Origin of the sequence: Paenibacillus sp. FSL K6-1318 (genome assembly GCF_037976905.1) — a bacterium.
GTDB classification, from domain to species: Bacteria; Bacillota; Bacilli; order Paenibacillales; family Paenibacillaceae; genus Paenibacillus; species Paenibacillus amylolyticus_A.
This window is the reverse complement of record NZ_CP150270.1, coordinates 496,826-518,258: the sequence shown is the minus strand read 5'-3', so window position 1 is coordinate 518,258 and position 21,433 is coordinate 496,826. Positions and strand designations below refer to the sequence as shown.

The following is a 21,433-nucleotide window of genomic DNA, read 5'->3' as shown; positions in this document are numbered from 1 at the left end:
TCCCCATGATTTCACAGCTTATAGACCACTTTTCAGATGTAATATTCCATGTTTACTTCACCGTATTACAACTTATACCACAGGCGCAATACATACCGGACGAGGCAGTTCCAGCTTGAATCCGTTATGCGTCAGTCGTCCGTCCTCTTCACTGATCTGGAAACTTACGAGGTTATTGCTATCCTGATTCGCCACCACTAGAATCCCACCCGGCAAAATATTGAAGTTACGCGGTGTCTGCCCAATGGTGGACGTCCACTCTACGGCTTCCAACTCACCGCTCTCCTGATCAATATGATAGAGCACGATGCTGTCATCTCCCCGATTGGATGCATACAGGAAACGACCACATGGAGATACACGGATATCCGCAGCCGTACCTTCTCCTTTATGCCCTTCTGGAAGTGTCGAAATGTGCTGCACCGCAGTGAACTCCCCTCTGCGCTCATCATACAGGAATGCCGTAACCGTGTTGTCCAATTCATTGATTACATAAGCCCACTTCGAGTTGGGATGAAACACAAGATGCCTTGGCCCTGCGCCTGGTCGCTGATCCGTCTCACGATGGGTAACCAGACGTCCCTCTTCCAACCGATACACAATAATCTGATCCAGACCAAGGTCACATACGACAGCATACTGTCCAGACGGATCTGGCTGGATGGAGTGCGCATGCGGCCCTTCCTGGCGTTCTTCGTTGATTCCACTTCCCGTGTGCTCCACCCATGCACTCATCTCACCGAGCGTCCCCTGATCGCCTACCGGGAATACATTGACACTGCCACTGCTATAGTTGGATGAGAACACCCACTGGCCATCCTTGGAGACAGAGACATAACACGGAGAAGCCCCTCTGGTCTGCTTTCGATCCATCAAGTGCAGCTCACTCGTTGCCGCATCTCTGCGATAGACCAACACCTCTCCCTCGTCCGTCTCACTCGCCACATACAGACAATTCCCATCCGGGCATAGCGCCAGATAAGAAGGATTGCTTACACCCTCCATGTGATTGACGATTCGCATCTCTCCTGTATCCGCATTCAACGCACATAGGAATATTCCTGGTTCATCTGCTGAAGCATACGTACCTGTATAGAAAAGCGTTTCCTGGGTTGTGACTCTGTCCATATCTAATCTCTCCCTTATCCTATATATTCATTGGTCTGATTCTTCCCACTGGTATGTACTTACCCAATTCACGGGCAACTGCTTCACTTCCTGTAACGTGGCTTTCTAAATCGAGTATAACCCCGGTGAGCGCTCTCATATCTGTCATTGACTCCATTATCCCCTCTCACCATAATACAAAGTATGAGACCTAACAACAGACCACCCCTACAGCGTAAATCTGACGGATTTCGTATGCAAAAACTCATTGTGCTTCCTGACCCGCTGCTGCAAGAAACCGCAGCTTATCCGGTCACGTCCGGATTATATGTTACCGATATCGGTTACTTTCACGAAGCAGAGCATCATTACCGTGACCGTCCCAATGGTTGTGAATCACACATTCTGATGTACTGTGCCCAAGGCACAGGCTGGTATTCGATGGATGGCAGCAAGACATATGATGTCCGACCGGGAAACCTCGTCATATTGCCTGCACATGTTCCTCATGTGTACGGAGCCAACGCAGCTGAACCATGGAGCATCTTCTGGATTCATCTGCGCGGGCAACACGCTTTATCCTACATAGAACCCTTGTTAGCCCATCATATTACTACCATGCCACCGGCCAAGGCTCAAAAATGGCTTGAGCTTTTTCATGAATGTTACGGCGCGCTAGAGACGGGTTACTCCATGCAGACGATGACATATGCCTCCCAGATTATCGGTTATATGCTTGGTATGCTCGCTTATGGACCGGAGACGACAGGAACAGATGGCGGGGTCGTGAGCAGTAAACGTGCGGCTGAACAATCTGTTCAATATATGCTGGAGCACCTGGAGAACGGAATCACCCTTAAGGAACTGGCAGCACACACTCGGCTGTCTGTCCCCCATTACTCTCAGTTGTTCAAACAAGCTACCGGGCATTCGCCCATCGATTATTTCCTGCGGCTCAAGATCCAGCATTCCTGCCGCTATCTGGATTTTACCGATTGGACCGTCAAGCAGATCAGTTCCGAGCTTGGATTCAAGGACCCGTACTACTTTTCCCGACTGTTCAGCAAAATGATGGGCCGTTCTCCCACGGATTACCGAAATAAATCCAAAGGATAGATGCAGTGTCTTCACAGTGCTTCACTTACATCTTTCAGAATTGTTGTCGCCAATTCTATTGGCAAATTACAGCAACCTTTCGAACAGTAAGGTCGTCTATAGGAGCAAATAGCTTTTATATAAAGGGATCATCCCTGGAAAAGTGAGGAGAATCTATCATGAAAAAAAATATACTTGCTACATTAACTGCGGGAGCTCTGCTCACGCTGTCTCTAAGTGCAGGCCCGATCAACGCTGCGCAGACCCAATTCACGGATATTCAAGGTATCGCAGGAGCAGACAAAATCGAATCTCTCCATAAAGATGGATTCATCAAAGGCGTGAGCGACAGCTTGTTCAAACCTGAACTGGAGTTAAATACCGCTCAGGGCATTCAACTGATTGCGGACGGCCTGAATCTGAATCTGGACACGATTCGTTTTATCAAAATGCCGGTACCAAGTGACTACTTCTCTGCTGTAAAAGATGGCGTATGGTACAGTGATGCATTTATCCGCGCCCAATTTAATGGAATTCAGATGTCACAGGATATCGATCCATCCAAAGGGCTCACTCGTGAACAATACACGCTGTTCCTAATGCAAGGCATCGAGGCCAAAGGCGGTCTGCCGATGATTAAAATCCAACCTGTGGACATTGCCGACGAACAGGAAGTTACTCCGGAGTATCAAGGTGCTATTCAACGTTCACTCGTTCTCAAAATCAATGAACTGGATGCTGACGGCAACTTCAATCCCAAACAAACGATTACCCGTGCCGAAGCAGCCGTTATGATGTATAACGCAATCGAGTATCTGGAATCGTTCCATGCACCGCAAATCCCGGAAACACCTGAAAAGTAATCATTTCATGGTGGAAACTAAGAACTCACTTGAATGGTGAATCCGCTCGATTGGAGTCACCGTTAGTGGACTTTTCATACAACACATAAAGCCAAACAGCCGCACCTTCCCTCAACAGGAAAGTGCGGCTGTTTGTTTATACCTATATCACTGATGCAATCATCAGATTTAACTTTCTAACTTAGAAAGAACCTTTAACAACAACCTCAGACAACGGCAAACGTCCTGACGGGCGAGCTGGCTGTGCAGCTTTACCTACAGTGATCAACAACGTTGGCACAAATCGTGCAGGAATGTTGAATGATTCGATCAGTTTTTGTGGATTATATCCACCGATTGGACATGTATCGTAACCCAGGGAGCGTGCAGCAAGCATAATATTTTGGGAAGCAAAGGATGCATTGCGGATCGCTTCATCGCGAGCCGTTTGTGCGTTTTGGTAAGCACCGTTGATCTGCCCAACCAATGCGTCACGAACCTCAGCAGTCAGTGCGCCTGCTTCAACAGCTTGATCGTAGATTACGGTGTTACGGTTCGCTTCCAAATCTCCAAGAACAGCAATTGTAACTGAACTTTCCGCGATTTGACTTTGACCGTAAGCAACTGGCAGCAATTTCGCTTTGTCTGCTTCGGATTCAATTACGAGAAATCTCCAGTGTTGCAGGTTCCATGAAGATGGTGCTTCAGCAGCTGCTGTCAAAATCGCATTGAGATCAGCTTCAGGCAATTCAAACCCTTTTTCGTACTTTTTGACAGCATGGCGTTCGCTAATAACGCGAAGTGTTTCATTTTTTTCAATGCCTGACATGTGTTCCACTCCCCAGAATCTATTTTGTTTGTATTCTTCTTTTTACTTTCGCAAGGTAATCTTGAAGTCATCTCTACCAAGGACTTGCCTTCCGAAAATAACATCAGCGCAGACGATCTCTCCCCATCTGTGTTCACGTTATGCCCGGAATCGCTTGAGAAATCAATGGATCTTCACCGGAGCATACGCCCTTGCCATAACTTGTCCATCATGCCTGACTACCCAAGGCCATGTCATGAAGGACCATTCGTTGTAGACTCCGTCAGGACTTCTCCTTTGCAGGCAATCCATTCAGCGACAAGGTTAATATTTCCCCATGACCTATGCGCTCTTTCACATCCTGAATGGATATACGGTCAAAATAAGCGCTGAGCGCCTCTTCGCCTCCGTTATAAATGTTCCCCATGACATCCTGCATATTGGAAGATACCACGCACGATGAACCAGACTCCCCTGAGCACCAGTTCGGACCGAGTGAGCCACCAGCTACCAGTCTGTATAATTCTCCAAGCTTGATCTCCTCACTTGGACGGCTAAGCAAGTACCCACCATGAGCACCTTCCTTCGTCGTAAGGTAACCATGCTTGCGCAGAACACTAAGTACCTTACGGACTCTGGCCGGGTGAGTACCCACACTTTGGGACAAATCTTCACTATTGGCCATACACTCATCTCTCATCGACAAAAAAACAAGACAATGCACCGCTATGGTAAATTCGCTGTTCATAACTTACTCCCTTCCCGGCATACAACACCGATGAACTTCAACCCAAGGTAAGTATAACTGTCATTATATGAATAACAGTTATGTTTGTCAACTCTCGCCCAAGATGGAGACCCAACGTGATTTTTCCTGTTATACCAATACTTACAGCACCTTATACAATCAAGCCAGGATCCACATCCCATCTGCATTTCAATCCAAAAAGAACAAAAAAGTGAGCCTTTCGCTAAGCGAAAGGCTCCAATAAGATAGACATATGAAAGGGCTTACGTGATTATTATAATCGGTAATCTCCATTTTGAAAACGCTTTTTTTGTAAAGTGCATCATTATTTAAAATTTTTTTTATTGGAACAAAATGAATCCTAGGTATTGCCAAAACTAATGCCATTAGTTATTATACTAATATCATTAGTTTTAAGGAGGTTTTATCGATGCGCATTACCCGAGAGTTTGATGTCGTTCAAGTTACATTCCTTCCGAAGCTCTTCCCTGTGAACGTGTATCTTGTTGAAGAGGAAGATGGATTAACCCTGATTGATGCCGGAATGCCGTTCAGTCTTAAAGGGATTCTGGCAACTGCCCAGTCCCTTGGCAAACCCATTACCAAAATCATTCTGACTCACGCGCATAGCGATCATATTGGTGCACTGGATCTTCTCAAAGAAGCACTATCCCAAGCGGAGTTCTTCATCTCCAGACGGGATGCCCGGCTATTAGCGGGAGATACCTCACTTCTTCCAGGTGAGCCACAGACCCCAGTACGCGGCGGCGTGCCCAAACCTAAAGCGGTCCGCACCCAGCCGGACCACTTGCTGGATGACGGTGACCAGATTGGATCACTGGTCGCCATTGCCTCACCAGGCCATACGCCAGGGCATATGGCCTTCATGGATACGCGCAGCCGCGTGCTCATCGCCGGCGACGCGTATCAGCTGCAAGGCGGCCTCGCTGTATCCGGCCGCGTGCGCCCGCTCTTCCCGTTCCCCGCGCTGGCGACGTGGAACCGCGAAGCGGCTCTGGCCAGCGCGAAGCGCCTGGCGGAGCTGGAACCGTCCGTGCTGGCTGTAGGCCACGGACGGATGCTGCGCCAGCCCGCGGCCGCCATGCGCGCGGCAGCCGCTGATGCACAGCAGCGGCTTGGTCTTGCCGGGGGGCAGCTGTGAGCCCCCGGCAAGGGCTGGATCGCGGCGCTCTGCTTAGCGCCGCTACCCAGCTTGCTGACAGCGACGGCTTTCAGGCGCTGACGCTGGCCGCACTCGCCCAGCGGTTGGATGTGCGCTCGCCGTCGCTCTACAACCACATCAGCGGACTTCCCGGGCTTCGCCAGGAAATGGCGCTGATGTCCGTACAACAGCTTAGCCGCGCATTAACCGCGGCTATCGCTGACCGCACTGGCGATGAGGCCATTCAGGCCATCGCCGCGGCATATATTGGCTTCGTTCGCGAGCACCCCGGGCTCTACGAAGCCTCATTTCATGCCCCGGACCGCGAGGAGCCACAGCTCGCCGCGGCCAGCACAGCCACGCTGGAGTTGCTGCTGCACAGCTTGCAGCCCTATCCACTAACCGAAGCGGAAGCATTGCATGCCGTTCGTGGTTTGCGAAGCCTCTGCCATGGGTTTGCCTCCATTGAGGCACAAGGGGGCTTCGGCATGAACTTTGATCCAGACGAAAGTCTGCGTCTAACCGTATCCGCATTCCTGCACGGACTCCGGCATCTTCACGAAAATTAGTAAAGACCGCATGGCATCATGAAAAAGGACTGCAGATCCGCTGCAGTCCTTTTTATGTTGTCGTGTACTGGTACATCCTATCTACGCGCTTCTCTAATATGTACATCTCCCGTTCCTCATTCCAGTAGAACGGCCTTTCGCTGTCTGCTCTCCATCCGAACGTTTTTTATTTACAGCCACCCTACGGCCATTGCTGCCGACCATCCTGCACTTCCTCTAAAATATGCTTCATCACGGGCACGTACACCTTCCAGTAGAACATGTCAGGAATCTCTTTCTGATCAGGCGTAAGCTTGGACCTGACGACCTCCCATCCTCGGATTCTGCGCCAGAAAGAATAGTGCTTCATCTCTCCAAAGGAGCCTGCCATGTAGTACGACCGATTATAGTCGTCATATCGGACAAGTGCAGCAAATTCCGCGGGAATTCCTGCATCCACCAGCTTCTGCTCGCCTGTCTCCGTCAGATCCATCTTATACCAGGCCAGTATGGAGTTCTTCTCTTGCGGCACAATGATATCGAACCAGCCACTATAATGTATATCCTGGGTTATGCCACTCCAATCGCTGCCTTCCGGTGTAAATGCAATCTGTATATTACCTGCCTTCACATCCGGACCTTTCTCAAGCACCATGACCTGTCCATCCACATGAACCAGCAGCATACCAGCTCCGTGATAAGGCCATTTCTTCTTCTCCTGCTGCTCATAGTTCGTCCGAATCCAACGGGGTACTTCTTCTATACTTTGCAGATTAGATACCGATTTCCCCTGCCATCCACTGCTGTTCACGCCCAAGATGGGATATAGCTGCTCCCTTGTCATCTTGGAAGCCGTATTCGCCAATGCGCTGTATTCGGCGACAATCGTTACGCCTTTATAAGCAGCCTCGCGAATCTTCTGCACATCATATATTGTTAAGCCTTCATAGATTCCGTCTTGCTTCCGTTCATTCTTGTCTGCAGACAGACTACTCCGATTCGCCGTCAGATAGATCAGATCCGTATCCGTCACCTCATCAGGCAGCAATCGTTTCATCCGAGGAAGCCCGTCCTGAAGATCATAGCCGTAATAATCCTCTTCATAGGAATAGTGTTCCCCTGTTTGCTGTACGATCTTCTGCTGATTCAGAAGCCAGACCAATCCCTTGTGCACCTGGTAGGACTGATCAGGTCTGCTCTTGTCTATAATCATGATGTTAAGCGGAACCGGGGCCTGAGATTGCCACATAATCCAGGGGACAACCAGCACCACCGATACCACTGTAAAACAAGCCAGCGTCCACATCGTGGCTGGCCTGTAACTTTTTTTCATGAAGCGTATTCCTCCTTGCTCTGTTCCAAGGTATTGTCAGGATTGGTCGGTAGATTCCCCTAATCCATGTCTGCTGTCCTTTTCCTCTGCCTTCCTTAATCCCATAGCCTGCAACATGCCATATATACGGGATATGTTATTCAGCGGTCTGAACCAGAACGTCTCCGTACATGCATACACCAGCAGACGTATCACCTCTCGGGATGTATAGGCCTTGCGTGAACACCATATTTCGAACATCACCACACTTGCGGACAACAAGGAACCATAGAGTGTCAGCAACAGAGCGAGAATGATACATAGGTTACTATCCACCAACTGCAGCCCTATGCCTGCAATGAACAGCACAATCGCTCCCAGTTCCAACACAGGCCCCAACAATTCGATCAAAATAAAATACGGGATGGATACCATCCCCATCCAGCCATAGGCCGGATTGAAGATCATGCTCCGCTGAGTCCATAGACTGCTTGCAAGCTGCATGTGCCAACCGATACGCTGTCTGCACAGCTGACGCCATGTACCGGGTATTTCTACCCTGCAGATCGGATCGGGAATATATATAATACGGCCACGCTCCTGGATTTGCTTCATATGTTTCTGTAACCGCATCACCAGTTCCATGTGAGCGACCTGGTCATCGCGCTTGTAACCCCCAACTTCCAACACCCGGTTCTTTTTGAATACACCGAATACTTCAGCCGTAAATAAAAGCACATTAATATTGTACCGAACGAGTCCCACGCCGCTAATCAGAAAAGCACGCACGTATTCAATGGTCTGCATTACAAACAACGTACTGCCCGTCCGTTTTGCGCCGTTGTTGGTGGAATCCGCATGATTCGTATTTCCGTGGGCCATGAGATCTACTCGTCCACTGCAAGCAACGACCTCTTCTCCCGGAAGAGCATCCATAACGGATTTCATGATCTTCACCAATGCATCCCGTTCCAGAACTGTGCGGGGTCCAACGGAGGCGATGTAGGGATACTGCGAGATTTTCAGGCCTACATTCAGGGAGTCCATTCGTCCTCCATACGCCTTGTCGATCACAATGAGACGATGATGCAGCCTGGATTGGTAGACCCCATTAATCTGAGCCGTCTCCTGGCCGAGTCTTGAATAATGAACTTTACTCTGAATGGGCATCAGATCATAGGTTTCCTTTAGACGCCGCATGGTCCCATCCTCTGACCCATCATTAATGATAATCACTTCATAGCGTGCATATTGAATATCCAGCAGACAGCTAACTCGCTGTACGATCGTATCCTCGCTATTCCGCACCGGAACAAGCAGGGAGACCGCCGGAGCCAGTTCGTCATCTAACATCTCATGATATTGCAGCGGGTCCAGATCCCTCCCACGGATCAATGTCCGAGCAGCGGCGACAACCAGTACACTGCACATCACAATTGCTAGCACCAGATAAATAAACATTCCCTCATAACACGCCAAAATAAAACTCCGCAGCATCTCAATCCATCTCTCGTCCATACTGCATCCTTTCCAGCATTTCTTCCGCTATCTGCCTTGCATATTTATCCGGATGATTCACAGCCGTATCCCGAAGTTCTTCAAGTCCCTGTTCATACCGGGCAAGAGAGTTCGCCGCTTCCTGCCTGATCTGAAAGGAAGGATCACCCATCATCACCTTCAGACGAGGGATAAAAGCATCCGCGTGAACAGTACCCATAAGCTGGGTCACTGTTAGTCGTTCAGAGCGCTGCCTTTCCTCACCATGTTCGTTCCATATCAACAGTAGCCCCTTCAACAAATCTTCACGACCTCTGCCAACGTGAGCCAGTGCCTGATAAGAGCAAATACGTAGCTGCGCCTCGTCTCCAAGAATGAGCTTCTCCAGTAGAGCAATAGCGCCATCCGTCTGATCATCCCGAATACGAATGGCATGAATGACATTAGACTGGACCTGATAAGGTACATCCTTGAAATGATCCTTCAGACGAGTCCAGGATGACTCGGTAAGCAACAGCAGAATCTGAAGATACTGCGAATCGGATAATACATATTGCTCACGCATTAGTTCCTTCACAATTCTGAAATAACCGGTTCTGGCATATATGCGCAAAATGATGAAGCGTTCAAGTAACTTACATGAGCTAACCCGCAGCATATCCTCTAACCTGGGCAGAAGCTCCACCATATGAAACTGTTCAATATATAACAACGTGTTTACTCGTTGGCTCCACTTCCCATTCCTCAGTACCGACCGGTATGAACCGCCAAAGACTTGCCAGGATAACAGCCGAATCCGCAAGATCTCGTGCTCTTCCGGTCCTTGAGCGAGCCGTTGCAATAACAACTGCTGTAACACGCTTTGTTGATCCCCACTCATATTTAATAATTCTACGCCAATTTCTCCTTGGTCAAGGTACCGCTGTAAAACCGAGCCCTCTGCAAGTAATTCCTGCACCAGTGCTGTCTTGACCTTTTCCCTGCGTCTGCTGCTATATTTCGTCCATAAGATATATCCGTAGATAACCAGCAAAAGAAGCATTACACTTGCACAGATCAGGCTGACCACATGTACTAACCAATCTGTATTACTGGCAAGCCAACCTGTGCGATGTGAACCGATGAGGTTAATGTACATCCATTTTTGTCCAATCATTGCATGATTTCCCCTTAATCGAATAAACGGCCTTACAACGGGCACAATAATACAAAATTTTCAAATACACCCTGTGAATACATATCGGGTATATGATACACTAAGCTTTCTATCGGCTTTCTACGTTTGTGATATAATAGGAACTGAAAATTCCGGCAATTCGTACTGGGTTCCGGATCTCCGGATAACATATTATTCCAGAAAGAGGGAGTTCTACGTGGCTCAAATCAGTCCGTATTACCTGCAAATCGGAGCAACCGTGGGCATGCTTGTCATGGCCTTGCTTGCTATATTCATCCGCATGAAAGCCAGTCACAGACCTGTGACCATTCGCAAAATCCTTATTCCTCCGCTCGGCATGAGCACAGGATTTCTCATGTTTGTTGTACCGGAGACACATGTTCCTCTACTCTGGGCATTCATTGCGTTGCTGGTGGGCTGGTTTCTCTTCTCGTATCCCCTCATTCGCAGTACACGGTTTGAACGAGTAGGCGAAGAGATTTTCGCCACGCGTTCCCGCAGCTTTGCTTTCATTCTGCTCGGATTGCTGGCCGTACGCCTGATCCTGCATGAAGTCATTCAGCGATATGTAAGCATTCCGCAAACGGGCGGATTGTTCTTCCTGCTGGCTTTTGGCATGATTGTACGCTGGCGTGTATATATGTACAAACACTACAAAGAAGTGCTGGTTGCCGAACACTAGTCACCGTAGACCAAGCACAGTTTCACAGACAAAAAAGACACGTTCTGTCGCACCATTAGTGTGCAGAACGTGTCTTTTGGTGTTCCCAACCTATTTGAATCAATTTCATAACTCACTAAAAATGGATTTTTGTAACTGAAGCAGCCAAAGGTATTATGAAATTGATTCATTTATAAATGTAAAAACATTCAATATCTATTCAGGATCTGCAACTTTAACCAGCTGCTTGCCCAGATTATCCCCCGAGAAAAGACCCATGAATGCTTCCGGCGTCTGTTCGAATCCGTCCACAATGTTCTCTTCATACTGGATATGACCTTCCTTAATCCATTTCGCCAATTTGGCGCGGCCTTCTTTGAAGGATTTTGTATAGTCACCCAGCAGAAAACCTTTCATTAATGCTGTATTCGTTAACAGCAACGTCTGTGGGCGCATCCCGATATCCGGCTTCTCCAGATTATAAGACGAGATCTGACCACATAACGGAATACGTGCATTCCGATTGATGTGGCGTAACACTGCATCCGAGATGTCACCGCCCACGTTGTCGAAGTAGACGTCTACGCCATCCGGGCAAGCCCGTTCAATAGACGCTGACATATCCTGCTCCTTCTTGTAGTTCAACACCACGTCGAAGCCCAGTTTTTCTTTCAGATAATCGCATTTCTCGTCAGAGCCTGCAATGCCGACCACGCGTGCTCCTACGATTTTACCAATTTGACCTGCAATCATGCCTACCGCTCCGGCTGCTCCCGATACCACTACCGTTTCGCCGTCCTTGGGTTTGCCGATGTCTTCCATACCAAAATAAGCCGTCAGCCCCGTCAGGCCCAGCGCACCCAGGTAAGCCGTGATCGGTGCCTCTTCCGTATCAATCAGCGAAAGGTCACCCGTATTCACTGCGGCATATTGCTGCCAGCCCCACATGCCGGATACGAGATCTCCTTTGCGCAGATTCGGTTCCGAAGATTCCACAACCTGTCCAATGGCTCCACCCTTGATCACTTCATTCAATGCGTACGGTGCAGCATAGGATTTTGTATCTTTCATGCGGCCCCGCATGTACGGATCGACCGACAAATATAATGTACGTACCAGGACTTGACCAGCTTCCGGTTCGGGAAGGGGTGCATCAATGAATTTGAAATTCTCTCTGGATGGGGCACCTTCGGGACGAGACGCAAGTACGATCTGTTTATTTACAGACACCAAAATTACCTCCTTGTTGCCAAGTGGACGCAAGGTTAACCCTTGTCAGCTGAGATCACTCACCACTGGCTCTGTGTTATCACTTCTTATTAGTTTAAACCGAAACAGGCGGATCACAAACGTGGGCCGCCTTGAAATATGCAAATATCGTCACATTGTAGCTGCTTTTAGCTATTATTGTGCTGTCAAAATCACGGGACCATCTGCTGTAATCGCAATCGTATGTTCATACTGGGCAGATAGACTTCCATCCATCGTACGCGCAGTCCATCCATCCGAATCCAGCTTGCTGCGGTACGTACCAATGTTCAGCATCGGTTCAATCGTAATAACCATGCCTTCCTTGAGACGTGGACCCCGATGTGGTGGACCATAGTGAGGGACTTGTGGTTCCTCATGCATCTTCTCACCGATGCCGTGTCCAATAAACTCACGTACAACCGACAGACCTTCACCTTCTGCATACACTTGAATGGCATGGGAGATATCTCCGATCCGGTTGCCAACCACAGCAAGTTCAATGCCTTTGTACAGAGAGTTTTTGGTTACATCCAGCAGATGTTGTGCTTCCGGAGTCACTTCACCTACGGCATATGACCAAGCCGAATCCGCCAGCCAGCCATTCAGATTAACTACCATGTCGATTGTAACGATATCGCCGTCTTTCAATGCATATTTTCCCGGAAAACCGTGACAGATCACATCATTAACCGACGCACATGTCGCATATTGGTACCCGTTATATCCCTTTTGTTCCGGCGTAGCGCCATTTTTCTTCATAAAAGCCTCTGCAAACTGGTCGATCTCCTGTGTCGTAATGCCTGGACGAATCATCTTTGCAATTTCTCTATGGCATGCGGCGAGAATTTCTCCGGCTTTTTTCATATATTCAATCTGTTCTTTGGTCTTCAATGTAATCATAATAACTACTCCTGTCCGTTAAAATCTTATCCTGTCCTCTATTGTAACGCTAAACGCTCAAAATAAAAAATTCCGTACAATCAGCAACATCCTATTATACGCCAAGCTCCTGTCCAATGAATACAATTTTCCATGAAAAACTCGAAACCCCTTCATATCAGACCACGTATATGGTTAAAAACAGTTGAATTCGAAAGGGTGAAAGCTCATGTTCAAAAAGATTATTGGCAAACTGATCGATTCGAAATCTTCATCTCACCGCAAACGTTATAGCTCCTCGGACAGGCGCTCATATAAACGTCACAGCAGTTCCTCAGGCAAGCGTTCCTACAAGCGCTATTCTTCTTCGGATGTGAAATATCGGGATAGCCGCAGTGGCTCCGGGTATTACAAAAGCAGAAAATACAGCTCCAGCTAAGCTTCTTTCACTAGTGCCTGTAAAGAGCAATGATCGTGCCAGACTATTGGACGCTACAATTAATGAATATGTAACAAAGGGGTGTTCGACAGCCGTACACACGGCCTGCAGAACACCCCTTTATTGTTTCTATATACAGCGAAAAGGAAAAAGACCCCTACAGCTATTCTACGAAGAGGTCACGGATAACAAATATAGGTCCGCCTATAGAGCTTATTTCATTGTAATTTCAACAACACATTCTCAATCTCTGCCTGTAGCTCTGTCGCCCCACCCTCATAACCTGGACGGAGTCCAAGAAGTCTCTCCAGCATCTGGTGCAATTCAGGCGTAAGCTTCAGTTCCTCCTGCCAGCTGGCAGGTTCCCGGCCCTTCTCTGGCTCATAGGCGGAATACAGCATAAATAGAAGAAAGTGACCGATGTCCTGCAGATCATGATCCGGTGTAGCCGGTTCATCTTCTGGCTCAGGTACCTCTCGCATACGTCGCTTCAGCTCCGGCAACAACGGCTCCCCCAAGCGTCTCGCCAGGCCAAAGTCAATCAAATGCAACATCCCTTCACGTAAAATAACATTGGGAATCCGTACATCTCCATGAATATACCCCTGTTCATGCACATGAGCCACCGGAGCAAGCAGTTGACCTGCCAGTTCCAGACATTCCCGCTCCGAATATTGAAGTCCTTGCTCAAATATGCAATCTTCCAGCGTCTGTCCACGAATATACTCAGTAACGATATAGCTTCTTCTCCCGGATGTGAACACATCCAATAGGTCAGGGATCGCCTCATGGTGCAGACGTTTCATCACGTCCGCCTCCCGGTCCAACAGGTGCGCAGCGAGTCTGCCCTTGCTGGGCTTGGACTCCTTCAACGCCACTTCATTACCAGTCCGGTCATCTGTACACAGATATGTCAGCCCATAGCTCCCCATGCCCAGCAATTCCTGTATCGTATAACGCTCAGCAATGGTCGTCCCCTGACGCCTAGGACGGTCAGTCCATAGTCCGAGCAATCTTTGCCAACTTCGTCGCAGCTCCACAGATCCTCCCACGCCAGCTTCCAGATCTCCCCGGTCTAATTCTATACCGAGCAATCCGTTACCAGTCTTCATGTTGTATGGAGCTTATTATATCAGGCCGATACTGTAAAATCACGATGGGCAAAAGCCTGTTGCTCAAGCTTCCTTATGCTTCTTGGGCAACAACCCGAACAACATACGCAGGGATACTCCTTTGGGTTTGCGTTTTCTTCCCTGAAAGCTACGCAGATTGGTCACGAGTTCACGATCCCGCTCCTCTTCCAGTTTCTCGTTCATCCATATACGCTGTTTTTCCATCTGTTCCTGAAGCGCCATATGTGTATCGGCCAGATGCTGAAGAGTCAACTCCAGTTCATCGACCCGCTGTTGCAGCAGCTGTACCCGATCATCCTGTTGTTGTTGTTCCACAGCACCATAAGTGACCTCACTTACCAGCTGTCCCAGACCCTCATAGGATCTCAGATTACCTGTTACTTCAGGTTCTTCAGGGTATATAGATGACATCGATGTTGCTGCACATTCTGGCTCTGAAAGTCCTTCAATTCTCACTGCGGGTACATCTACATTTACTTCTACGACAGGTATGTCTGGAGCCAATACAGTCACCACAGCATCAGCTAATGGCAGATTATGCTCTCTAAGTTCGGTCATCAAGCGTTCAATGCACTCGATGTCGTCTGATTTGAATAGTCTGGATTTGTTGGCGGAACGTTCGAACCGGTATCCCTGCTCTTCCAGTGCCGCCGCATATTTACGAAGAGTACTGGCACCTATGCCCAGGCTCTTGGCCGTTTCCGTCGTTGCTCCTGCTTCTTCAATCATCATTAATTCCCTCCCGGAATGAAGTCTTTTGGGAATCAATTTCATCATACCTTTAGTGAGTTATGAAATTGATTCTTGAATAAAAACATTATGGCTTCAGCGTTCCTTTATGGAACCGTCATCGGATCGGGGCAACCTGTCTCATGGATCATGTATGCTTATCTTTTGCTTGTCCGTATTTATTCGTCAGCTTCTCGGCAGATCCCTTTGGCGGTTTTGTTCTGTTTCTGCGGATTCCTAAGAACTTTTGTCAGGTATATGATTCGCACAAATAACCCTTGATCCGACAACGAGCATGAATGCTGTCATGTCGAATAAGACAGGTGCAAATGCCGTCAAATCAACTGATTGTGAATTATTCATGTCAATTTTGTTAACTCCGTTACTCCAATACGCTCCCGCGATAGCGGATATCATTGCTGCACAGCTTTTCCATGTGTTATCTTATGTAACGTAGAAGTACATTTCAGCATAAAATAAAGGACTATACTTAACATAGGACGTGTAAGTGACGGATAAATATCAATGTAATGGGGGCTGAACGGCAGTGTTAGGCAAATCAGGTAAAGTAGCGGTGATCGGGGCGGGTCTTGTCGGTTCGAGTTGTGCGTATTCCATGATTAATCAATCGATATGCAGGGAAATTATGATGGTGGACCGGACGTATGACCGTGCTGTGGCACAGGCACTGGATTTTTCCCATTGCATGGACTTCACACATAACCGCACCAAAGTATATGCAGGGACGTATGCCGATTGCGGCAATATGGATGTGATTATCTTAACCGCTGGGGCGAATCCCAAGCCAGGACAGACTCGGCTGGATATTCTGGAGGAAGCGGAGTCCATTGCCAAAGACATCGTGGTTCCCATCATGAACAGTGGATTTAACGGGATTTTTGTCGTCGCTGCCAATCCGGTTGACATAGTAACTTATATGGTATGGAAATTATCCGGCCTCCCGCGCGAACACGTCATCGGTACAGGCACGTCCATTGACTCTTCACGACTCAAAACGCTGCTGTCTGAAGTCTTCTCCATCGATCCTCGCAGTGTGCATGGTTATGCTCTCGGGGAGCATGGAGAATCCCAGTTCGTGGCCTGGTCGCATGTGACCATCGGCGGTAAACCGATTATGCATATTATGGATCAGCACAAGGAGCGCTTCAAACATCTGGATCTGGACGATATCGCACGCAAAACGAAAGATGCCGGCTGGGAGATCTTCACTCGCAAAGGCTCTACCCAATTCGGGATCGGCAACGCCCTCGCGCACATCACCCGTTCCATCCTCAATGACGAACACAAAATCATCGCCGTATCAGCTATTCTGGACGGAGAGTATGAGCAACACAACGTCTGCGTCGGTGTTCCGGCAATCATCGGCGGAAATGGCATTCAGGAGATTATCGAATTGAATCTGGATGCAACGGAACGTGAGAAATTCAACAATTCCTGTGAAATCCTATCAGGTAACATCAATCGTCTGACACTGGCATAAGCCATACGTATAAGCTCCACTTCACTTCTTATGCATCAGCTCAATTTCAAAAGCCTGTCAACGCAAACATGCCAATAATACTCCATGCGAGGAGTCTTATTGGCATGTTTGCGTTTATTATTTTTCACGGTCGAACTATTGTTCAATTCGGTGCAAGCTGAGGTTCGTCCCTAGGTCCCCATTGCTGTAACACCCGCTTCAACTCACTCAGCATAACCGGTTTACTAATAAAGTCACGCATCCCCATCTCCAGACAAGCTTCCTTGTCTTCACGTTTGGCATTGCCTGTAACTGCAATGATTGGCGGTATGCGATCCTGTGGAATTAGGCGGTGCAAAAGGTCTGTCGCCTTCAATCCATCCATCACAGGCATATGAATATCCATCAGGACAATATCATAGGCATTCTGAGAGATGGCATCAATCGCCTCTACACCATTGGTACACACATCTGCCTGGTATCCGAGCTTCTCCAGATATTCTCGCAGAATCTTCCGGTTTACCGGATGATCTTCCGCCACCAGAATACGCATGGCGACCTTGTCACTTTGACGTGTGCGATCATGATGGAACTGACTTGCTGTCTGTTCCGCTGAAGCTTCTACACTCGTCGCAGGGACAGCAAACCGGAAGGTCGAACCTTCTCCTTCTATACTCTCGACACTGATACTGCCTCCCATGATCTCTACGAGTCGCTTGGAGATGACCAGGCCCAAGCCAGTACCACCATACTTCCGGTTAATCACCGGATGCAGCTGAGAGAAGGATTGGAACAACTGATCCAGCTTGTCAGCGGGGATGCCGATCCCCGTATCTTGCACCGCAAAATCAAGAACGCTGTCTTCGGGCTTTCTGCCCTTGATGATATCTACGGTGACATCAATACTTCCCCGGTCTGTGAACTTGAGCGCATTGCCAACCAGGTTCACCAGAATCTGTCGGATACGTATGGAGTCGCCTACCATGAACTCAGGGATACTTGGATTGAGACGATACCTGATCTCCAGATGTTTCTCATCTGCACGGGATTTAAACAGTTCGGCCACCTGTTCCAGCATCTTGCGTAATGCAAATGGTTCATAAGCCAGCGCCATTTTCCCGGATTCCAGCTTACTGAAGTCCAAAATATCATTAAGGATGTTCAGCAGAGCATCGCCGCTATCTTGAATAATCTCGGCATATTCTCGCTGTTCCTCCGATAAATCGGTACCGATCAACAACTCGGTCATACCCACGATCCCGTTCATCGGTGTGCGGATCTCATGGCTGACCATCGACAGAAATTCTGACTTGGCCTGAGCTGCCAGCTCAGCTGTCTCTTTGGCACGTACAATTTCACGTTCGCCAGTCACATCATTGAACACGACCACCGCGCCCTGAATCTGTCCCTGTTCAATAATCGGCGTCACCTGATACTGCACCAGAAAGCTGCTACCATCTTTACGCCAAAACACATCTTCCTTGATTGAGCGTCTCTGTCCATCCAACACGGTCATGTGGATCGGGCACTCTTCTTTTGGGAAATGACTTCCGTCTGCACGAGTGTGATGGATAATGGGATGTGAGTTTTTGCCAATGAATTCTTTCGGTTCATAACCGAACATCGAAGCTGCTGCAGGATTCATAAACATGGTGATCCCATCCGCATCCAAACCATAGATTCCTTCCGTAACCGTGTTAAGAATCAGCTCATGTTGCTTGCTAAGCTCCTGAATCCGTTCCGTATATTCCTTACGCTCGGTAATATCGGACACGATTCCATAGACACCTACCACTTCTTTATCCACAATAATAGGCACATTCGTAACGGAGACTTCGATCTTCCGACCACTCGAATTGACGATTCGGGTCTCATAATATTGTGGTTCGCCCTGCTTCACCAATTCAAAATTCGTTTGGCCGTATTGCACTTCGCATTTATCCAGATTGGATAAAAACGATTTACCAATAAGCTTATTGCGTGGAACATTCAGCATTTGCACAAGCTTGCTGTTCACCGCACTATATTGGCCTTGCATATTCAGTGAATACACGGCTGCCGGATTATGTTCGAACAGTGATCTGTAACGCTGACGACTTTCTCGAAGACGTCTGTCCGCATCTTTGTGCTGGGTTATATCCCTGCTAATGCTTACAATCTGAGTATTCTTGCCCCGCTCTCCAGCGACAGGCTTCGCCAATGTCTCCATCCAGATATATTGTCCTTTTTTGTGTAACACGCGCATCTTGCAGCCATTGCCAATCTCGGAAAGCTCCATAGGATCAGGATAATCTCCCGGATAACAATAATCCTTGAAGGACTTTCCTGTAACTTCCTCCGGCTTATAACCCAGCAAGCTGTACACGGAAGGTGAGACGTATAACAACGTTCCATCCGTTGCACAGGTTGTAATCAGATCTTGTGCATGGTCAGCGAGCACCTGATATTTCTCTTGTGTCTCCCGAAGCTCACGCTCCACTTCTAACGTTTCGGTAACATCCTTGGCAATACCATAGATGCCAACAACTTCTTCACCCTCCGTGATGGGCACATACGTTATCTCTGCGTGTTTCAGAGATCCGTCTTTATGATAAAAAGTAATGGAATTACTGACTGAACGTCCAGCCAGTACCTCTTTAATATATTCTCTGCGTGAATTTTCACTGTCCGGAGGACAGATCTCACTCTGATTCTTACGAATCAAGTCATCCAGTGTATACCCTGATATCCGCTCTACCGAGGGATTAGCATCAATATAGTTTCCATGGATGTCCATCACATAAATGGCATCCGGGTGGTTAAAAAACAATGATTGGTAAGAACTTCCCTCAGAAATAATGCGCTTCAGGGTTTCCGTTTTATTAATATCCAAGGCTTACCCCTCTTTTCTCAGCCAATATCTTCATCTAACAATAGGAATTAATTATTTCCGTAGAAATGGGCCTACCCTCGAATAACCATGTAAGCCTGCCTAGAAACAGCTTTTTTTATTTTACCAGATTCTCGTCTCCTTTTGCTTACAATCTATGATTCAATTCACATGAAGTGTGATGTAATAGTTGGAATTTAAAATTCTACTTTGATTATACTTCAGAAATTTAACGATACAAATTGTATCGAAAAAAGCTATAATCTTTAAAAAGCATCATTTGACTACAGAGAGGACGAATGAATCATGCTGCCCAACAGAGTTAAAATTGTTTATGGCAAACTAAGAGGCTTGGCCATCTTTGGTAAAATCCAGCCCTCAATGGGCTTGCTGCCACGAATCAGAGGTAAGGTTTATCTGAATAAATTGGGTGACTTGCAGGTGGGAAAACGGCTTAACATCATAGGCAAACCTTGGGGAACCCAGCTAACCGTGGTCAAAGGAGCACGATTAACCATTGGTGATGACGTCATGATTAATGCCGGTGTGGGAATTGCGGCTAACGTAGAGGTGACGATCGGCAATAATGTCATGATCGGTCCTCGAACAAGCATATTTGACAGTGCCTATCACCGGATTGATTCGCTGGATGACGGGAGCCAGACCGCCAAAAGGATCATCATTCAGGATAATGCCTGGATTGGCACAGGCGCACTCATTTTGCCCGGAGTGACGATTGGCAGAAATGCAGTCGTGGCTGCAGGAAGTACGGTAACCAAAGACGTACCCGAGAATACACTTGTAGCCGGGGCGCCAGCCAAAATCATTCGGGAGTTGACCATTCACGATGGGTGGGTCAGACATTAGAAAAAATCCTCCTCAAGCCTACATACAATAGAGCTTTGCATGTTCTGCTTAAAGAGGATCTTGTCTACGATAACCAAGGGTGTAACGGATTATTCAAATTTCTTTTTTTGCAAAATACATCATACCTATCCCAATGAAAATGACAGCACTGCCTCCGACGACCGCCAGCATCGTCATCAACGGGACATTATAGGCTCCGAAACCTCCGCCATCCATTGGCGTCATCAGAATCATCGGTTGTGCCCATGGATAATACGGTCCAAATGTAGCTGAGTTCACGATGAGAATATTCGGTACGGTCAGTGCAAAATTCAGTGCGAGTGGTGCGGCAAAGCTGCTCCACACCAATGAAACGAACATCTGCAGGGCAGCCAGTGGTACACAGGCCAATAATCCAAGCAGTAGTTTGCTCACCAAGAATGCCCAAGGGACTGGCCCCGTAATTCCATGAATCAACCCTGCCAACAGAATGGACATCAGCAACAATGCTTGTGTGCCCGCCAGAAGCATGAGTACAATCGTCAGTTTGCCTGCATATACACCTGAACGTGTGAGCGGCAAAACCAGCATCTGCTTCCACCCTCCTCCTGCATGTTCAAATCGGCAGATAAAGGACGTAAACACGCCGGTCAGCATTGGCAACAGGAGCAATCCATGCAGAAATACCATGGTGCCCATCAATACCTGCCAATTCCCAGAAGGCGTGGACAAGAGTCCGATGAGCAGCGCAATGAGTGGACTCAGCAGGATCAGCAGCCATATGGGCGATTTGCCCATTTTCAACCGTTCAGCAGACAGAATTCGGAAATAGGTTGTCGCGAAGCTCATG

At 48.0% G+C, this 21,433-nt stretch carries 20 protein-coding genes; 8 read left to right on the top strand and 12 right to left on the bottom strand.

Features of this window, described 5'->3' with window-relative positions; all coding sequences use genetic code 11:
* Positions 1-72: 72 nt before the first annotated feature.
* Positions 73-1,128: a lactonase family protein gene (locus tag NYE45_RS02490; RefSeq protein ID WP_340015424.1), complete on the bottom strand. Its 1,056-nt coding sequence runs from the start codon at positions 1,126-1,128 to the stop codon at positions 73-75.
* 234 nt (positions 1,129-1,362) lie between these two features.
* Here NYE45_RS02490 and NYE45_RS02485 point away from each other — a divergent pair, with 234 nt between their 5' ends.
* Positions 1,363-2,223 carry an AraC family transcriptional regulator gene (locus NYE45_RS02485; RefSeq protein WP_340015423.1) on the top strand — a complete coding sequence of 287 codons (861 nt, stop codon included), beginning with the start codon at positions 1,363-1,365 and terminating at the stop codon, positions 2,221-2,223.
* A gap of 158 nt (positions 2,224-2,381) precedes the next feature.
* Positions 2,382-3,065, top strand: a complete 684-nt coding sequence (locus NYE45_RS02480) for an S-layer homology domain-containing protein (RefSeq protein WP_340015422.1) — start codon at positions 2,382-2,384, stop codon at positions 3,063-3,065.
* A 181-nt stretch (positions 3,066-3,246) separates the two neighbouring features.
* Here the strand turns inward: NYE45_RS02480 and NYE45_RS02475 are convergent, their stop codons facing one another.
* Positions 3,247-3,873 (bottom strand): nitroreductase family protein, encoded by a 627-nt coding sequence (locus NYE45_RS02475; protein ID WP_340015421.1) that lies wholly within the window; start codon positions 3,871-3,873, stop codon positions 3,247-3,249.
* 262 nt (positions 3,874-4,135) lie between these two features.
* A complete protein-coding gene (locus tag NYE45_RS02470) occupies positions 4,136-4,600 on the bottom strand; it encodes an Rrf2 family transcriptional regulator (protein ID WP_340015420.1) in 465 nt (154 codons plus the stop codon).
* Between the two features lie 430 nt (positions 4,601-5,030).
* Here NYE45_RS02470 and NYE45_RS02465 point away from each other — a divergent pair, with 430 nt between their 5' ends.
* Positions 5,031-5,762, top strand: coding sequence for an MBL fold metallo-hydrolase (locus tag NYE45_RS02465; protein ID WP_340015419.1), 732 nt, complete (start codon positions 5,031-5,033; stop codon positions 5,760-5,762).
* Positions 5,759-6,331 carry a TetR-like C-terminal domain-containing protein gene (locus NYE45_RS02460; RefSeq protein WP_062837252.1) on the top strand — a complete coding sequence of 191 codons (573 nt, stop codon included), beginning with the start codon at positions 5,759-5,761 and terminating at the stop codon, positions 6,329-6,331. The genes NYE45_RS02465 and NYE45_RS02460 overlap by 4 nt, the downstream gene beginning before the upstream one ends.
* A gap of 181 nt (positions 6,332-6,512) precedes the next feature.
* Here NYE45_RS02460 and NYE45_RS02455 read toward each other — a convergent pair whose 3' ends face one another.
* The 3 genes from NYE45_RS02455 to NYE45_RS02445 are packed head-to-tail and all read right to left on the bottom strand — an operon-like array spanning position 6,513 to position 10,275.
* Positions 6,513-7,643 (bottom strand): hypothetical protein, encoded by a 1,131-nt coding sequence (locus NYE45_RS02455; RefSeq protein WP_340015418.1) that lies wholly within the window; start codon positions 7,641-7,643, stop codon positions 6,513-6,515.
* A gap of 36 nt (positions 7,644-7,679) precedes the next feature.
* Entirely contained in the window at positions 7,680-9,140 is a 1,461-nt protein-coding gene (locus tag NYE45_RS02450; protein ID WP_340015417.1) for a glycosyltransferase family 2 protein, read from the bottom strand.
* Positions 9,121-10,275 carry a HEAT repeat domain-containing protein gene (locus NYE45_RS02445; protein WP_340015416.1) on the bottom strand — a complete coding sequence of 385 codons (1,155 nt, stop codon included), beginning with the start codon at positions 10,273-10,275 and terminating at the stop codon, positions 9,121-9,123. Before NYE45_RS02445 ends, NYE45_RS02450 begins: the two co-directional genes overlap by 20 nt.
* A 217-nt stretch (positions 10,276-10,492) precedes the next feature.
* On the opposite strand from NYE45_RS02445, the gene NYE45_RS02440 reads away from it, so the two are divergent.
* Positions 10,493-10,978 carry a cytochrome c biogenesis protein CcdC gene (locus tag NYE45_RS02440; RefSeq protein ID WP_264933607.1) on the top strand — a complete coding sequence of 162 codons (486 nt, stop codon included), beginning with the start codon at positions 10,493-10,495 and terminating at the stop codon, positions 10,976-10,978.
* Positions 10,979-11,173: 195 nt separating this feature from the next.
* Here the strand turns inward: NYE45_RS02440 and NYE45_RS02435 are convergent, their stop codons facing one another.
* Both NYE45_RS02435 and map read right to left on the bottom strand, forming a co-directional pair.
* On the bottom strand, positions 11,174-12,187 hold the full coding sequence (locus tag NYE45_RS02435; RefSeq protein WP_340015415.1) for an NADP-dependent oxidoreductase: 1,014 nt from the start codon (positions 12,185-12,187) through the stop codon (positions 11,174-11,176).
* Between the two features lie 174 nt (positions 12,188-12,361).
* On the bottom strand, positions 12,362-13,108 hold the full coding sequence (gene map / locus NYE45_RS02430) for a type I methionyl aminopeptidase (RefSeq protein ID WP_339304469.1): 747 nt from the start codon (positions 13,106-13,108) through the stop codon (positions 12,362-12,364).
* A 208-nt stretch (positions 13,109-13,316) separates the two neighbouring features.
* Between map and NYE45_RS02425 the strand changes: the two genes are divergently transcribed.
* On the top strand, positions 13,317-13,526 hold the full coding sequence (locus NYE45_RS02425; protein ID WP_017690946.1) for a hypothetical protein: 210 nt from the start codon (positions 13,317-13,319) through the stop codon (positions 13,524-13,526).
* A gap of 218 nt (positions 13,527-13,744) precedes the next feature.
* Here NYE45_RS02425 and NYE45_RS02420 read toward each other — a convergent pair whose 3' ends face one another.
* Both NYE45_RS02420 and NYE45_RS02415 read right to left on the bottom strand, forming a co-directional pair.
* Positions 13,745-14,638, bottom strand: coding sequence for a protein kinase (locus tag NYE45_RS02420; protein ID WP_340015414.1), 894 nt, complete (start codon positions 14,636-14,638; stop codon positions 13,745-13,747).
* Positions 14,639-14,701: 63 nt separating this feature from the next.
* Positions 14,702-15,391, bottom strand: coding sequence for a hypothetical protein (locus NYE45_RS02415; RefSeq protein ID WP_340015413.1), 690 nt, complete (start codon positions 15,389-15,391; stop codon positions 14,702-14,704).
* A gap of 544 nt (positions 15,392-15,935) precedes the next feature.
* Here NYE45_RS02415 and NYE45_RS02410 point away from each other — a divergent pair.
* Positions 15,936-16,889: an L-lactate dehydrogenase gene (locus tag NYE45_RS02410; protein WP_145325640.1), complete on the top strand. Its 954-nt coding sequence runs from the start codon at positions 15,936-15,938 to the stop codon at positions 16,887-16,889.
* Positions 16,890-17,031: 142 nt separating this feature from the next.
* Here the strand turns inward: NYE45_RS02410 and NYE45_RS02405 are convergent, their stop codons facing one another.
* The gene (locus NYE45_RS02405; protein WP_340015412.1) at positions 17,032-19,740 is read right to left on the bottom strand and encodes a PAS domain S-box protein; all 2,709 of its coding nucleotides are present in this window, start codon (positions 19,738-19,740) and stop codon (positions 17,032-17,034) included.
* A 303-nt stretch (positions 19,741-20,043) separates the two neighbouring features.
* On the opposite strand from NYE45_RS02405, the gene NYE45_RS02400 reads away from it, so the two are divergent.
* Positions 20,044-20,604 (top strand): DapH/DapD/GlmU-related protein, encoded by a 561-nt coding sequence (locus tag NYE45_RS02400; protein ID WP_340015411.1) that lies wholly within the window; start codon positions 20,044-20,046, stop codon positions 20,602-20,604.
* Positions 20,605-20,697: 93 nt separating this feature from the next.
* On the opposite strand, the gene NYE45_RS02395 is transcribed toward NYE45_RS02400, so the two are convergent.
* Positions 20,698-21,432 carry an ABC transporter permease gene (locus NYE45_RS02395; protein ID WP_340015410.1) on the bottom strand — a complete coding sequence of 245 codons (735 nt, stop codon included), beginning with the start codon at positions 21,430-21,432 and terminating at the stop codon, positions 20,698-20,700.
* Position 21,433: the final 1 nt, after the last annotated feature.